Here is a 14,986-nt window from a genome sequence, read left to right on the forward strand (position 1 = left end):
AGCCGTCAGCCGTCAGACGACGAAGCCCGGGGCGCCCGTGTCGGTGACGACCGGGCGGCCCGCGGCCTCCCAGTCCTGCATGCCGCCGTCCACGTTCACGGCGTCGATGTCCTGGCCGCGCAGGTACTGGGCGACCTGGGCGGAGCGCCCGCCGACCCGGCACATCACGTAGACCGGACGGTCGTCCTTGATCTTCTCGGTCAGCTCACCGATGCGCGCCACGAACTCGCTCATCGGGATGTGCAGCGCACCCTCGGCGTGGCCGGCCGCCCATTCGTCGTTCTCGCGAACGTCGAGGACAAAGGCTTCGGAGGGCAGCGCGGAGGCGGCCACCGAGGGAAGCGGTCCGGAGTTCATTAGCTGTCGCCTTCTCTCGTCACGGATAGGTGAGCCAACCTATCCGACGGGCCTCCCGGGGCGCCGGGCCGCGGCCGGGCTCACGCGGTCGCCCGACCGGCCTCACGCGGTGCGCAGCTCCGCCAGCTCCGCCTCGCGCTTCGCGACATCGCCGAGCAGCTGCTCGGCGATCTCCTCCAGCAGCCGGTCCGGGTCCTCGGGAGCCATCCGCAGCATCGATCCGATCGCGCTGTCCTCCAGCTCCCGCGCCACGACCGACAGCAGCTCCTTGCGCCGCGAGAGCCACTCCAGCCGCTCGTAGAGCTCCTCGCTCTCGCTCAGCCGCGCGGCGGCCGGCGCCGGACCGGCCGCCCACTCCTGCGCCAGCTCGCGCAGCAGCTGCTCCTCGCCCCGGCCGTACGCCGCGTTGACCCGCACGATGAACTCCTCGCGACGCTCCCGCTCGGCCTCGTCCTGGGCCAGGTCCGGGTGCGCCTGGCGGACCAGCTCGCGGTAGAGGCGGCGTACCTCTTCCGTCGGGCGCACCCGCTCCGGGGGCCGCACCGCGCGGTCGGTGAGCATCGCGGACGCGTCGTCGGACATCCCGTCCGAGTCCAGCCAGTCGTGGAAGAGCTCGTCCACCCCGGGCATGGGCATCACCAGGGAACGGGCGTCGCGCGCACGGCGCAGGTCCTCCGGGTCCCCGCTGGCCGCCGCCTTCGCCTCGGCGATCAGCGCGTCCAGCTCGTCGAGCCGCGAGTACATCGGTCCGAGCTTCTGGTGGTGGAGGCGGGAGAAGTTCTCCACTTCCACCCGGAAGGTCTCCACGGCGATCTCGAACTCGATCAACGCCTGCTCGGCGGCCCGCACGGCGCGCTCCAGGCGCGCCTCGGGCCGCGCGTCGGCGGAGGGGGCGGAGCCGGGCTCGGGCGCTTCGGGAACTGTCTGCTCGCTCACCCGGCCAGCCTAAGGCCCGACCGGCCGGGTGTTTCACGTGAAACATCGCCCGGTTCCCGGACCGCTTCCCCGGTCGGCCGCCCGACCGACCGCCCGAACCGGTGTTTCACGTGAAACATCGCCCTTCCACCGGTGGGATCAGACCCCCGGCTCCGCCGCGATGCGCCCCGACCGCACCGCCGCCACCAGGACCGCGTGATCGGCCTCGCTCCGGTCGGCGTAAGCCACCGCGAAGGTGGCCATCGCCTCGTCGAGCTCGTCGTTCTTCCCGCAGTACCCGGCCAGCAGCCGCGGATCCGCGCTGTGCGCGTGCGCCCGCGCCAGCAGGGCCCCGGTCATCCGCCCGTAGTCGTCGATCTGCTCCACGGCCAGCGCCGCCGGGTCCACGCTGCCCTTGCGGTTGCGGAACTGGCGGACCTGGAAGGGGCGCCCCTCCACCGTCGTCCAGCCCAGCAGGATGTCCGACACCACCTGCATCCGCTTCTGCCCGGTCACCACCCGGCGGCCCTCGTGCTCCTCCGGCGGCGAGACGAAGCCGAGGCCGGGCAGGTACGGCAGCAGCACGGAGGGCCGGGCCTCCTTCACCTGCAGGACCAGCGCCTCGCCCCGGTGGTCGAGCAGCAGCACGACGTAGGAGCGGGTCCCGACGCTGCCGGTCCCCACCACCCGGAAGGCCACGTCGTGGATCGCGTACCGGGCCAGCAGCGGCTGCCGGTCGCCCTGCAGCGTCTCCAGGTACGGGCCCAGCGCGGCCGCCACGGCCGCCGCCTCGCCGTCCTCGACCCTGCGCAGCACCGGCAGCGCGTCCACGAAGGCCCGGCCGCCGTCGGCAGCGGCCTCGGTGGACCGCGCGGCGAACCGGGCGGAGGTGTTGTTGCGGGCCTTCTCCGAGACCCGCTCCAGCGTGCCCAGCAGGTCCCGGGCATCGGTGTGCGAGACCAGTTCCTCGTCCGCGATGGCGTTCCACGCGTCCAGCGACGGCAGCTTCGCCAGCAGCCGCATGGTGCGGCGGTAGGTGCCCACCGAGTCGAGCGCCGCCGCCCGGCACGTGTCCTCGTCGGCGCCTGCCACCCGGCCGGCCAGGACCAGCGAGGTGGCCAGTCTCTTGAGGTCCCACTCCCACGGGCCGAAGACGGTCTCGTCGAAGTCGTTGAGGTCGATGACGAGACGGCCGCGCGCGTCCCCGTACAGGCCGAAGTTGGCCGCGTGGGCGTCTCCGCAGATCTGCGCGCCGATCCCGGTCACCGGACCGCCGGAGAGGTCGTGCGCCATCAGCCCTGCCGAACCGCGCAGGAACGCGAAGGGGCTGGCGGCCATCCGCCCGACCCGTATGGACGTCAGCTCGGCGACCCGGCCGACATTGGACTCCTCGACCGCCCGCACCGCGTCCGGGCGGTCGGCCGGGGCCTCGAAGTACGCCTGGGCCGCGCGTGGGACGCGGACGCGCAGCGCTTTGCCGGCCGCCCTCGGCGAACCGTCCGTCCCTGCCGCCCGCCCCTCGGCGAACCTCCGCGCGAACCCCGCGACCACCGGGATCCGTTCCTTCGACTCCGGTTCCACCACGCGCTGCTCCGGTACCGCCGTCATGCGTCCCGCCCCCTGGTCACCATCGGTTCGGGCCCGACCGTATCCCGACCGATCCAGCTAGAGCTCGGCGTCCCTGGCCAGCAGGGCCGCCTGGACCCGGTTCTCGCACTCCAGCTTCGCCAGGATCCGGCTCACGTACGTCTTCACCGTCGCCTCGCTCATGTGCAGCCGCCGGCCCGCGTCCGCGTTCGACAACCCCTCCCCCAGCAACGCCAGTACCCCGCGCTCGCGTTCACTCAGCTCCGCCACCCGGCGCCGGGCCGCCTCGGCGCGGCCCGCGGACTGCCCGGACGCCAGCTGGTCCACGACGTGCCGGGTCGCCGCCGGAGACAGGTACGCGTCCCCGGCCGCGGCCGCCCGTACGGCTCCGATCAGTTCACCGGGCGCGGAGTCCTTCAGCAGGAACCCCGCACCGCCCCCGCTCAGCGCCCGCAGCACGTTCTCCTTCTCCCCGAAGGTGGTCAGGATCAGCGCCCGCACCTGCGGTGCCGAGCGCCCCAGTTCACCCAGCGCCGTCAGGCCGTCCATCACGGGCATCTGGATGTCCAGCAGCACCACGTCCGGTCCGTGCGCGCGGGCCAGCTCCACCGCCTCGCGCCCGTTCGCCGCCTCCGCGACGACCTCGATGTCCGCCGCCGAGGTCAGGATCATCCTGATCCCGGCCCGGATCAGCGGCTCGTCGTCAGCGATCACCACGCGGATCACCTTGGCTGTCACCCGTGCTCCCCCTACTCGGCCTGGTACGCCTGCTTGTCGACGAGCTTGCCGTCCTCGAAGCAGAACCGGAAAACGCTGTTGGCGCCCAAGCCGGAATCCTCCTCCGCCAGCAGGGCCACGCACGTGGCACCCCGCGGGCGCGGCGGCCCCTTACGGTCGAGCCCCTCGGTCAGGATGCTGTCCCCGCTGGGCAGCCGCGACCGCACCGTGTCCTCCGGCTCGCCGACCTGGACGCCGTCGTACTCGGCCCGGCTGATCGTCGCGTCGCTCACCGAGCCCACGAGCAGCGCCACCGCGGCCCCGATCACGATCAGCAGCACCACCAGGGCCGCGACCGCGATTCCGCAGCCCAGCGCCACGCCGCCCGACCGGCCGCTCCCGCGCAGCAGCTTCCGGTCGACCGCGGCCCAGTCCACCGGCGCCGCGCCGATGCCGAGCGCCTGCTGCCCGAAGTCGTCGGCGACCTCGTCCAGCCCGGCCGCCCCGGCCCCGTTCTCCCGCGCCCCGGCCGGCTCGGTCCCGTACGGGAGCACCCCCGCCACCCGGAAGCCACCGCCCTCGGCGGTCCCCGCGTGGACCATGCCGCCGACCAGCCGGGCCCGTTCGCGCAGCCCCGTCAGCCCCTGGCCCCCGGACACCACCTCGCCGGCGCCCGGACCGGCCACCGGACCGTTGGCGATCTCCACCACCAGCGAGTCGTCCTCGTACCGCAGCTCCACCGTGATCGGCGCCCCCGGAGCGTGCTTGTAGGCGTTGGTCAGCCCCTCCTGCGCGATCCGGTACGCCGCGTGGTCGCAGGCCGCGACCAGCGGCCTGGGCCGCCCCGTCGTCGTGAGCCGTACGTCGGTCCCCGCGCTCCGTGCCGCCTCCACGAGCCCGGTGATGCCCGCCACCCCGCGCGCGGCCGGCTGCGCCTCCTCCACCAACTGCGGCGCTTCCACCCCGTCCCGCAGGATGCCGACGACCTCGCGCAGTTCGTGCATGGCCGCGACCGATGCCTCCCGCAGTACTCCCACCGCCTCGCGCTGCCGGTCGGTCAGCGCCGGATCGACCTCCAGCGCGCCGGTGTGGACGGAGATCAGCGCGAGCTGGTGGCCGAGGCTGTCGTGCATGTCCTGGGCGATGCGCTGGCGTTCGCGCAGCCGGGCCTGCCCGGCGACCATCGCCCGCTCGCGCAGCAGCCGGCCGTTGCGTTCCTGGAGGGCGCGCAGCAGCGTATTGCGCTGGGACCAGTAGCGGCTGGCCAGACCGGGCATGACCACCGTGGCCAGGAACATCAGCGTGCTGAAGACGATGATCAGCAGCGGGCGGCCCTGTGACCACTCCTTGACGACGTTGAGGACGACGACCGCCACGAAGGCCGTGGTGAAGGCGCCCAGCGCCCGCCCGACGCCGATGATGCGCCGCCCCGCCGACCAGCCGAGCGGGATCGCCACGAGGAACGCCCCGGGCAGGTAGACGCCCACCGCCGAGCCGATCACCAGCGTGAGCACCGGCAGCCTTCTGCGCAGCAAGGTCAGCAGCACCACGGCCACCACGCCGGCCAGCATCCGCGCCGCGGAGCCGTTGTCGAGCTCCTCCACCCCCAGCCCGAGCAGCGCCAGCACCCCGGCCAGCGCCAGATCCCCGGCCAGCATCCGCCGGGTCCAGGGCTCGGGACCCTTCAGCCAGTCCCGTCCCGCGCGCGTCTTCGCCGTCACATCCACGCGCCGACCCTAGACACGGCCGCCCGCCCCGGGCCGCTCTCTTTCGTCGCTCCCCGTGCGACGAAAGTCGGACGGCCCACCGCCCACCGGCCACCGGCCGCCACCGCCCGCCGCCCGCCGCCCGCCGCCTCCGAGGGATACGTCACCCCGGCCGGACCCCGACAACGCGAAACGGCCGCCACCGCTTTCGCGATGACGACCGTTTCGTCAAGTGGGCGAGGGGGGATTTGAACCCCCACGTCCCGAAGGACACTGGCACCTGAAGCCAGCGCGTCTGCCGTTCCGCCACTCGCCCGAGTAGCTACCAGCGGTTCTCCCCTTGCGGGCCGTTCCCCTGGCGACATCGGAACATTAGCACGTCGGACGGGGTGGATTCACATCGCTTTTCGTGCTCTGCGGGGGCCCCGCGAGGAGGGGTCCTCCCGTACTCGGCTCCGTGTGCGGGACACTGTCCCTGGGGCGCCCCTACGATCGCTTGTGAGGACCAACACTCATCCCCTCGCGACCGATGGGGAACCACCCGAATCCGCCACGCGTGGATACGATCAGTAAGCAGTACAGGGCGACAACGACGGAGGAGGTGCCCCATGGGAGTCCTGAAGCGGTTCGAGCAGCGACTCGAAGGTCTGGTGAACGGCACCTTCGCCAAGGTGTTCAAGTCCGAAGTCCAGCCCGTGGAGATCGCCGGCGCCCTCCAGCGCGAGTGCGACAACAACGCCACGATCTGGAACCGGGAGCGGACCGTCGTCCCGAACGACTTCATCGTGGAGCTCAGCACGGGCGACTTCGAGCGCCTGAGTCCGTACTCGGGCCAGCTCGGCGACGAACTCGCGGGCCTGGTCCGCGACTACGCCAAGCAGCAGCGCTACAGCTTCATGGGTCCCATCAAGGTGCAGCTGGAAAAGGCGGACGACCTGGACACCGGGCTCTACCGGGTCCGCAGTCGCACGCTCGCCTCCAGCACCTCCCAGGCTCCGGGCCAGCCGGCCCAGGGACAGGGACACCAGGCCTCCCCGGCCCAGCCGGGCGGCTACGGCTACCCCCCGGTCGCCGCGCCGCCCATGCCAGCCGGACCGCCTCCCGGCGGTCCTGTGCGCGGGCCGGGTCCCGGCGGACACCCGGGCCGGTCCGGACCTGCCGGAGGGGCCCCCGTACCGCCCGTGTCCCCAGGCGGCGCCGTACGGCGCCATTGGATCGAGATCAACGGCACCCGCCACCAGATCTCGCGCCCGACGCTCGTACTCGGCCGAAGCACCGAAGCCGACGTGCGGATCGACGACCCCGGCGTATCGCGCCGGCACTGTGAGATCCGGACCGGAACGCCCTCGACGATCCAGGATCTCGGGTCCACCAACGGCATCGTGGTGGACGGGCAGCACACCACCCGCGCTACGCTCCGCGACGGTTCGCGGATCGTCGTGGGCAGCACCACCATCATTTACCGACAAGCCGAAGGGTGAAGCGGGGGCAATGTCAGAGCTGACCCTGACGGTCATGCGGTTGGGTTTCCTAGCCGTTCTGTGGCTGTTCGTCATCGTGGCCGTCCAGGTCATTCGCAGCGACCTCTTCGGTACGAGAGTCACGCAGCGCGGTTCCCGCCGCGGCACGGGCGCCACCAGCGCCCCGCAGCAGCAGGGCCGCCAGGCCGCGGCCGCGCCACCGCAGCAGCGCCAGCGCCGCGGTGCGCCGACCAAGCTCGTCGTGTCCGAGGGCACCCTCACGGGGACCACGGTGGCCCTCGCGGGCCAGACGATCACCTTGGGCCGCGCCCACGACTCCACGATCGTGCTGGACGACGACTACGCCTCCAGCAGGCATGCCAGGATCTATCCCGACCGTGACGGGCAGTGGATCGTCGAGGATCTCGGGTCCACCAACGGCACGTATCTCGACCGGACCCGGCTGACCACCCCGACGCCCATTCCGCCGGGTGCCCCGATCCGCATCGGCAAGACCGTCATCGAGCTGCGGAAGTAGTACGAGAATGAGCGAGCGGAGCGAGCGCGCGGCGGCGATCCGTCCCATCGAGGACACGGACCCGAGCGCGCTCCCGACCGGAGGGTGGGCAGTGTGGCTCGAGACCGGTTGTACCCGGAGGCAGCGTCGTCGACAGGGCAGGTGCGCATGAGTCTGTCCCTGCGGTTCGCCGCCGGATCGCACAAGGGCATGATCCGGGAGGGGAACGAGGACTCCGGCTACGCCGGTCCGCGCCTCCTCGCGATCGCCGACGGCATGGGCGGCCAGGCCGCCGGTGAAGTCGCCAGCTCCGAGGTGATCTCCGCCCTCGTCCAGCTCGACGACGACGTCCCGGGCTCCGACATGCTCACGGCGCTCAGCACGGCCGTGCAGCGCGCCAACGACCAGTTGCGCGCCATGGTCGAGGAGGACCCCCAGCTCGAGGGCATGGGCACCACGCTCACCGCCCTCCTGTGGACGGGCCAGCGCCTGGGCCTGGTCCACGTCGGGGACTCCCGCGCCTACCTGCTCCGTGACGGCATCCTCACGCAGATCACCCAGGACCACACCTGGGTCCAGCGCCTCGTCGACGAGGGTCGGATCACCGAAGAGGAAGCCACCACCCACCCGCAGCGCTCCCTGCTGATGAGAGCGCTCGGCAGCGGCGACATCGTCGAACCCGACCTCTCCATCCGCGAGGTCCGGGCCGGCGACCGCTACCTCATCTGCTCCGACGGGCTCTCCGGCGTCGTCTCCCACCAGACCCTCGAAGAGACCCTCGCCGACTACCACGGTCCCCGCGAGACCGTGGCCTCGCTCATCCAGCTCGCGCTCCGCGGCGGCGGCCCCGACAACATCACCTGCATCGTGGCCGACGTCCTCGACACCGACAGCGGCGACACCCTGGCCGCTCAGGTCAACGACACCCCCGTCGTCGTCGGCGCGGTCGCCGAGAACCAGCACCACCAGCTCTTCGACGGCGGCAACGCCATGCAGACCCCGGCCGGCCGGGCCTCCGGCCTCGGCCGCCAGACCCCCACGCCCGCCGGAGCCTTCGGCCCTCCCGGCAGCGGTGAGGCCCCTGGGCACGGCGGTTACGGCGCCCCGGGACAGGGCGGTGGAGCCGGCGGCGGGTACGGCAGCTTCGGCGAGGCCGACCCGTACGATGCGGACGCGGGCTACGAGGACACGTACGACCACCCGCGCAGGCGGCGCGGCAAGGGCCGCAAGTGGACGACGCGGACGCTGATGCTGCTCGTCGTCCTCGGCCTCCTCGGCGGCGGCCTCTACGCGGGCTACCGCTGGACGCAGACGCAGTTCTACATCGGCGTGAAGGGCGAGCACGTGGCGCTCTTCCGCGGCATCAGCCAGAAGCTCGGGCCCCTGGAGCTCTCCAAGGTGGAGACCGACCGCCCCGACATCGAACTGAAGTACCTGCCGACCTTCAAGCGCAAGCAAGTCCAGGCCACCATCAGCGAGAACAGCCTGGACGGCGCCCGCGAGAAGATCGATCAGCTCGGCACCCAGGCCTCCGCCTGCAAGAAGGACGAGGAGCGCCGCGCCGCCGAGGGACAGGGAAACCAGACACCGGGCCCCGCGCTGACTGCCGCCGAGCAGCAGTTCGTCGGCCTGTGCGAGAAGCAGTAGACATACGCGGGCACAGGGGGCCCGCCACACCATGAGCGTTGTCACCAACACGACCACCATCGGCGCCATCGAGCTCCCGAGCCGGCGGAACACCGAGCTCCTGCTGCTCGCTTTCGCCGTGGTCATCCCGATCTTCGCCTACGCCAACGCAGGCCTGTCGATCGACGGAAAGCTGCCCCCGGGCATGCTCACCTATGGGCTCGGCCTCGGCGTCCTGGCGGGCATCGCCCATCTCGTCGTACGGCGCTACGCCAAGTACGCCGACCCGCTGCTGCTGCCGATCGCCACGCTCCTCAACGGGCTCGGCCTGGTGCTGATCTGGCGTCTCGACCAGTCCTCGCGGCTGCAGAACCTGGCGAAGCGGTCCTTCGGCGCCTTCTCCGAGTCCGCGCCCCGGCAGATGATGTACACGGCCCTCGCGATCGCCCTGTTCGCCGGTGTCCTGGTGGTTCTCAAGGACCACCGCGTCCTGCAGCGGTTCACCTACATCTCCATGGTCACGGCCCTGGTCCTGCTCCTGCTGCCGCTCGTTCCCGGCCTCGGCGCGGACGTCTTCGGCGCCAAGATCTGGATCCGCGTCGCCGGGTTCTCCATCCAGCCGGGTGAGTTCGCGAAGATCGTCCTCGCGGTGTTCTTCGCCGGCTACCTGATGGTCAAGCGCGACGCCCTGGCCCTGGCCTCCCGCCGGTTCATGGGCCTCTACCTGCCGCGCGGGCGCGACCTCGGTCCGATCCTGGCGATCTGGGCGATGAGCCTGCTCATCCTGATCTTCGAGAACGACCTCGGCTCCTCGCTGCTCTTCTTCGGCATGTTCGTGATCATGCTGTACGTGGCCACCGAGCGGACCAGCTGGATCATCATCGGCCTGCTGATGTCGGTCGGCGGCGCCGTCGTGGTGGCCGGCTTCTCCAGCCACGTCGGAGCCCGGGTCAGTGCCTGGCTGGACCCGTTCGGCTGCTGGCAGCGCAGGGGCCTCGACGCCGGAGCCTGCGAGCAGATCGCCCAGTCGATCATGAGCTTCGGCTCCGGCGGGGTCCTCGGCACCGGCTGGGGACAGGGCAACTCCGACCTCATCGGCTTCGCCGCCAACTCCGACTTCATCTTCTCCACCGTCGGCGAAGAGCTCGGGCTCGCCGGGGTCATGGCCTTCCTGCTGCTCTACGGCCTGATCATCGAGCGCGGCGTGCGCACCGCCCTCGCCGCCCGCGACCCCTTCGGCAAGCTCTTCGCGATCGGCCTCTCCGGCGCCTTCGCGCTCCAGGTCTTCGTGGTCGCCGGCGGAGTCATGGGCCTCATCCCCCTGACCGGCATGACCATGCCCTTCCTCGCGTCCGGCGGCTCGTCCGTCCTCGCGAACTGGATCCTCATCGCCATCCTCATCCGGATCAGCGACACCGCACGCCGCCCTGCCCCGGCCCCGGCCCCGTCCCCCGACTCCGAGATGACCCAGGTGGTCCGTCCGTCATGAACAAGCCCCTGCGCCGCATCTCGATCTTCTGTGGGCTGCTCGTCCTGGCACTGCTCGTGCGGACCAACTGGCTCCAGTACGTCAAGGCCGAGGAGCTGAGCACCCGCAAGGAGAACCGCCGGGTCCAGATCGCCCAGTACGCCACCGAGCGCGGCAACATCATCGTCGAGGGCACGCCGATCACCGGCTCCGCGGTCACCGACGGCAGCGACTACAAGTACAAGCGCACCTACATCGACGGCACCCTCTGGTCCCCGGTGACCGGCTACGCCTCGCAGGCCTACGGCTCCACGCAGCTCGAATCCCTCGAGGACCAGATCCTGACCGGCAACGACGACCGGCTGTTCTTCGACCGCACCATCGGCATGTTCACCGGCGAGAAGAAGCAGGGCGGCAACGTCGTCACGACGCTCAACGCCGCCGCCCAGAAGGCCGCGTTCGACAAGCTCGGCGACAAGAAGGGCGCCGTCGCGGCGATCGACCCGCGCACCGGCGCCGTCCTCGCCCTCGTCAGCACCCCCTCGTACGACCCCTCTTCCTTCGCCGGCAACTCCAAGGGCGACGAGAAGAACTGGGTCGAGCTCAAGGACAGCGAGGACAAGAAGCTGGTCAACCGCGCCCTGCGCGAGACCTACCCGCCCGGCTCCACCTTCAAGGTGGTCACCGCGGCCGCGGCCCTGGAGAACGGCATCGTCCAGGACGTCAACGCCCCGACGGACACCCCCGAGCCGTACATCCTGCCGGGCACCAAGACCCCGATGGTCAACCACGCCAACGGGTGCGAGAAGGCCAGCCTCATGAGGGCCCTCGAAGTCTCCTGCAACTCCGTCTTCGCCAACCTGGGCGACAAGGTGGGGCGGGACAACATGGTGAAGACCGCCGAGAAGTTCGGCTTCAACAACGACAAGATCGACATCCCGGTCCGCGCCTTCGCCAGCGTCTACGACAAGAAGATGAGCCCGGACGGCAACGCCCAGAGCGCCATCGGCCAGTTCAACACCGCGGCCACCCCCCTGCAGATGGCCATGGTCACGGCCGCCATCGCCAACGACGGCAAGCTGATGAAGCCGTACATGGTCGACCAGCTGACCGCTCCGAACCTCGACGTCATCGAGAAGCACGAGCCGCAGGAGATGAGCCGGCCGGTCTCCGGGGAGAACGCGAAGAAGATCCAGGAGATGATGGTCGACGTCGTGGAGAAGGGCACCGGCGGCAACGCCAAGATCAAGGGCTCCGTCGTCGGCGGCAAGACCGGCACCGCCCAGCACGGCGAGGGCAACAAGAAGCGCCCGTACGCCTGGTTCATCTCCTACGCCGAGAACCCCGACGGCACCTCGCCCGTCGCCGTCGCCGTGGTGATCGAGGACAGCGAGGCGAGCCGCGACGACATCAGCGGCGGTGGCCTCGCCGCCCCCGTCGCCAAGGCGGTCATGGAAGCCGTCCTGAAGACCAGCAAGGGGTGACGGGCGGGACCCGGCACCACGCGAGGGCCGCAAGGGACACAAAAGGGTGATCCGGATCACGTAAAACGACCGGATCCGAGCGTACGGTACCGGTCCGGTATCAGCCTGTGGTCACGAACCGATCACCGGCGATCGGCCGGTAGCCTTTGCGCGAACAGCACACCGCCGGACCACACACGGGTGCGGTCGGGACTGACGGAGAGGGCCGCAACGTTATGGAAGAGCCGCGTCGCCTCGGCGGCCGGTACGAGCTGAGCCACGTGCTCGGCCGCGGTGGCATGGCCGAGGTCTACCTCGCCCACGACACCCGGCTCGGCCGTACCGTCGCCGTCAAGACCCTGCGCGCCGACCTCGCCCGCGACCCGTCCTTCCAGGCCCGGTTCCGGCGCGAGGCCCAGTCGGCCGCATCGCTCAACCACCCGGCGATCGTCGCCGTGTACGACACCGGCGAGGACTACGTCGACAACATCTCCATCCCGTACATCGTGATGGAGTACGTCGACGGCTCGACCCTGCGCGAACTCCTGCACTCCGGCCGCAAGCTGCTGCCGGAGCGCACCCTGGAGATGTGCATCGGCATCCTCCAGGCGCTGGAGTACTCGCACCGCGCCGGCATCGTGCACCGCGACATCAAGCCCGCCAACGTCATGCTCACCCGCACCGGCCAGGTCAAGGTCATGGACTTCGGCATCGCCCGCGCCATGGGCGACTCCGGCATGACCATGACGCAGACCGCCGCCGTCATCGGCACCGCCCAGTACCTCTCCCCGGAGCAGGCCAGGGGCGAGCAGGTCGACGCGCGCTCCGACCTCTACTCGGCCGGCTGCCTGCTGTACGAGCTCCTCGCCGTCCGGCCGCCGTTCATCGGCGACTCCCCGGTCGCGGTCGCCTACCAGCACGTACGGGAAGAGCCCCAGCCCCCGTCGAACTTCGACTCCGAGATCACGCCCGAGATGGACGCGATCGTGTTGAAGGCGCTGGTCAAGGACGCCGACTACCGCTACCAGTCCGCCGACGAGATGCGCGCCGACATCGAGGCCTGCCTCGACGGCCAGCCCGTCGCCGCCACCGCCGCCATGGGCGCGGCCGGCTACGGCTACCCCGACCAGGGCGGCTACGGCCACCAGGGCTACGACCAGCCGACCACCGCGCTGCGCACCGCCGACCCGGGCCAGACCTCCATGCTCCCGCCGATGCCCCCGGGCGACGGCGGATACGGGTACGGGGACCAGGCCGGCTACGACCAGGGCGGCCACGGCCGGCGCCCGCAGAAGAAGAGCAAGGCCTCCACGATCCTGCTGGTGGCCGCCGGCGTCCTCGTCCTGGTCGGCGCGATCCTCATCGGCCGCTCCCTCTTCAGCGGCGGCGCCGACAACCGGCCCATCGTGCCCAACCTCGTGGGCGAAGCCTTCGAGCAGGCCGTGAAGAGCGGCGACAACGTCGGCCTCGTCGTCCAGAAGGACGGGGACATCGCCTGCGACGCCCAGCCCAAGGGCAGCGTCTGCGAGCAGTCCCCGGTCGAAGGCACCAAGGTCGACAAGAACTCCGTCGTCAAGGTGAAGGTCTCCACGGGCGCCGCCAAGGTCGCCGTGCCGGACGTCATCAACATCCCGATCGCCGACGCGGAGAAGGCACTGAAGGACAAGGGCTTCCAGGTCGAGAAGAAGCTCGTCGAGTCCGAGCGGTCCCCCGGCACCGTCCTCGATCAGAACCCGAAGAGCGGCGGCGAGGCCGAGAAGGGCTCGTCCGTCTCGCTGGACGTGGCCAAGGAGAAGTCCAAGGCTTCCGTGCCGGACCTGACGGGCAAGACCAAGGAGCAGGCCTCCAAGGCGCTCCAGGACGCCAAGCTGAAGCTCGGCAGCGTGACGGAGGTGGACGCGCCCCCGGGCACGGCCCCCAAGACGGTGGTCCAGCAGGACCGCGCCGTGGGCGACTCGGTCGATGTCGGCACGTCCGTCAACGTCTCCATCGCCAAGGCCGCCCCCCAGACGGTCCCGGTGCCGAACCTGGCGGGCAAGACGGTCAACCAGGCCAGGGCCGAGCTGGCCTCCAAGGGCCTGAGCTTCGGTTCGGTCACGTCGGGCCCGAACGAGGGCAAGGCGATCGTCCTGACCTCGGACCCGGCCGCCAACTCTCCGGTCGCACCGGGCACGGTGGTCAACGTGACCACCTTCGGCGGCCAGCAGAACGGCGGCAACGGCAACGGAGGCAACGGCGGCGGCTTCTTCGGAGGCCTCGGCGGTTAGCCATCGTAGCCACCGGCCCGCCTCGGCGAACCACGCAAAAGGGTCCGGCCCCTCTCGATGAGAGGGGCCGGACCCTTTTGCCGTCCTCGGCGTCCCGCGCCGCCACAGCCCCCGCCAGGGGGCTTGAGGAGCCCATGTGACCCGTGGGCCGCGTGCGGCGCCCGCGCCGCGAGCGTCGTCCCGCTAGCGCAGCTCCGCCGGGGGCGTGCGCTTGTCGTCCACCTTCTCCGTGCGGACCAGTTCGCCCCACACGATGTAGCGGTACTTCGAGGTGTACACGGGCGTGCAGGTCGTCAGCGTGATGTACCGCCCCGGCGCCGTCCTCCCCGACTCCTTCGGTACGGTGCTGATCGCGTCCACGTTGTACTTCGTCGTCTGGGTCAGCTCGGCGAAGACCTTGTACACGTACCAGGTGTCCCGCGTCTCGAAGACGACCGCGTCGCCGTTCTTCAGCTTGTCGATGTTGTGGAACTTGGCCCCGTGCCCGTCCCGGTGCGCCGCCAGCGCGAAGTTGCCCGACGGGTCCCACGGCAGCGCCGAGGTGACGGGCTCCGTGTAGTACCCGGCGACCCCGTCGTTCAGGACGTCCGCGGCGGTGCCCTTCTTGACCAGCACCTCGCCGTTCTTCATCGCCGGCACGTGCAGGAAGCCGATCCCACCCTGGGTGTCCAGCGCCCCCGGCGCGGCGGGCGTCGAGGGCGTCGGTGCCGGCCGCTCCCACTGCTGGCGGACGGCGTCGCCGCGCGCCGAGGCGTCCCGGTCCGCGAGGACGTTCGTCCACCACAGCGAGTACGCCACGAACAGGCCGAGCACCAGGCCCACCGTGATCAGGAGCTCGCCCAGCAGGCTCAGGAATCCCGCGAGGAAACTGCGGCTCGGGGGCGGTGCGGCACGTGACACTGC

Annotated in this window: 12 protein-coding genes and 1 tRNA gene; 6 read left to right on the forward strand and 7 right to left on the reverse strand. The window is 71.0% G+C overall.

The annotated features are described in order from the left end of the window. Positions 1 to 12: 12 nt before the first annotated feature. The 6 genes from J7E97_RS00105 to J7E97_RS00130 form a co-directional block, all read right to left on the reverse strand. A complete protein-coding gene (locus J7E97_RS00105) occupies positions 13 to 357 on the reverse strand; it encodes a rhodanese-like domain-containing protein (protein WP_215021184.1) in 345 nt (114 codons plus the stop codon). 102 nt (positions 358 to 459) lie between these two features. Continuing rightward, complete coding sequence (locus J7E97_RS00110) at positions 460 to 1,293, reverse strand: hypothetical protein (protein ID WP_215021185.1); 834 nt, start codon at positions 1,291 to 1,293, stop codon at positions 460 to 462. Between the two features lie 138 nt (positions 1,294 to 1,431). Beyond that, positions 1,432 to 2,880: a DUF2252 domain-containing protein gene (locus tag J7E97_RS00115; RefSeq protein ID WP_215021186.1), complete on the reverse strand. Its 1,449-nt coding sequence runs from the start codon at positions 2,878 to 2,880 to the stop codon at positions 1,432 to 1,434. A gap of 57 nt (positions 2,881 to 2,937) precedes the next feature. Beyond that, complete coding sequence (locus tag J7E97_RS00120; RefSeq protein ID WP_215021273.1) at positions 2,938 to 3,585, reverse strand: response regulator transcription factor; 648 nt, start codon at positions 3,583 to 3,585, stop codon at positions 2,938 to 2,940. A gap of 23 nt (positions 3,586 to 3,608) precedes the next feature. Continuing rightward, positions 3,609 to 5,303, reverse strand: a complete 1,695-nt coding sequence (locus tag J7E97_RS00125) for a histidine kinase (protein WP_308346110.1) — start codon at positions 5,301 to 5,303, stop codon at positions 3,609 to 3,611. Between the two features lie 212 nt (positions 5,304 to 5,515). Then, positions 5,516 to 5,598 (reverse strand) — tRNA-Leu (locus J7E97_RS00130). A gap of 292 nt (positions 5,599 to 5,890) precedes the next feature. Between J7E97_RS00130 and J7E97_RS00135 the strand changes: the two genes are divergently transcribed. The 6 genes from J7E97_RS00135 to pknB all read left to right on the forward strand — a co-directional run bounded on the left by J7E97_RS00135 (position 5,891) and on the right by pknB (position 14,083). Continuing rightward, the gene (locus J7E97_RS00135; RefSeq protein WP_215021187.1) at positions 5,891 to 6,763 is read left to right on the forward strand and encodes a DUF3662 and FHA domain-containing protein; all 873 of its coding nucleotides are present in this window, start codon (positions 5,891 to 5,893) and stop codon (positions 6,761 to 6,763) included. Between the two features lie 10 nt (positions 6,764 to 6,773). Further along, positions 6,774 to 7,280, forward strand: a complete 507-nt coding sequence (locus J7E97_RS00140) for an FHA domain-containing protein (protein WP_215021188.1) — start codon at positions 6,774 to 6,776, stop codon at positions 7,278 to 7,280. A gap of 147 nt (positions 7,281 to 7,427) precedes the next feature. Beyond that, positions 7,428 to 8,906, forward strand: a complete 1,479-nt coding sequence (locus J7E97_RS00145) for a PP2C family serine/threonine-protein phosphatase (protein WP_251053488.1) — start codon at positions 7,428 to 7,430, stop codon at positions 8,904 to 8,906. A gap of 31 nt (positions 8,907 to 8,937) precedes the next feature. After that, the gene (locus J7E97_RS00150; RefSeq protein ID WP_215021190.1) at positions 8,938 to 10,374 is read left to right on the forward strand and encodes an FtsW/RodA/SpoVE family cell cycle protein; all 1,437 of its coding nucleotides are present in this window, start codon (positions 8,938 to 8,940) and stop codon (positions 10,372 to 10,374) included. After that, on the forward strand, positions 10,371 to 11,837 hold the full coding sequence (locus J7E97_RS00155) for a penicillin-binding protein 2 (protein WP_215021191.1): 1,467 nt from the start codon (positions 10,371 to 10,373) through the stop codon (positions 11,835 to 11,837). Before J7E97_RS00150 ends, J7E97_RS00155 begins: the two co-directional genes overlap by 4 nt. A gap of 215 nt (positions 11,838 to 12,052) precedes the next feature. Beyond that, a complete protein-coding gene (pknB, locus tag J7E97_RS00160) occupies positions 12,053 to 14,083 on the forward strand; it encodes a Stk1 family PASTA domain-containing Ser/Thr kinase (protein ID WP_215021192.1) in 2,031 nt (676 codons plus the stop codon). 183 nt (positions 14,084 to 14,266) lie between these two features. Here the strand turns inward: pknB and J7E97_RS00165 are convergent, their stop codons facing one another. Next, on the reverse strand, positions 14,267 to 14,983 hold the full coding sequence (locus J7E97_RS00165) for a class E sortase (protein ID WP_215021193.1): 717 nt from the start codon (positions 14,981 to 14,983) through the stop codon (positions 14,267 to 14,269). Positions 14,984 to 14,986 lie beyond the last annotated feature (3 nt).

Source organism: Streptomyces sp. ISL-66, assembly GCF_018614135.1.
Lineage (GTDB): Bacteria > Actinomycetota > Actinomycetes > Streptomycetales > Streptomycetaceae > Streptomyces.

Bases quoted from the DNA above. Each gene is read 5' to 3' on its own strand.
- J7E97_RS00105 (WP_215021184.1), bottom strand. From the start codon at position 357: ATGAACTCCGGACCGCTTCCCTCGGTGGCCGCCTCCGCGCTGCCCTCC.
- J7E97_RS00115 (WP_215021186.1), bottom strand. From the start codon at position 2,880: ATGACGGCGGTACCGGAGCAGCGCGTGGTGGAACCGGAGTCGAAGGAA.
- J7E97_RS00135 (WP_215021187.1), top strand. From the start codon at position 5,891: ATGGGAGTCCTGAAGCGGTTCGAGCAGCGACTCGAAGGTCTGGTGAAC.
- J7E97_RS00140 (WP_215021188.1), top strand. From the start codon at position 6,774: ATGTCAGAGCTGACCCTGACGGTCATGCGGTTGGGTTTCCTAGCCGTT.
- J7E97_RS00145 (WP_251053488.1), top strand. From the start codon at position 7,428: ATGAGTCTGTCCCTGCGGTTCGCCGCCGGATCGCACAAGGGCATGATC.
- J7E97_RS00150 (WP_215021190.1), top strand. From the start codon at position 8,938: ATGAGCGTTGTCACCAACACGACCACCATCGGCGCCATCGAGCTCCCG.
- J7E97_RS00155 (WP_215021191.1), top strand. From the start codon at position 10,371: ATGAACAAGCCCCTGCGCCGCATCTCGATCTTCTGTGGGCTGCTCGTC.
- pknB (WP_215021192.1), top strand. From the start codon at position 12,053: ATGGAAGAGCCGCGTCGCCTCGGCGGCCGGTACGAGCTGAGCCACGTG.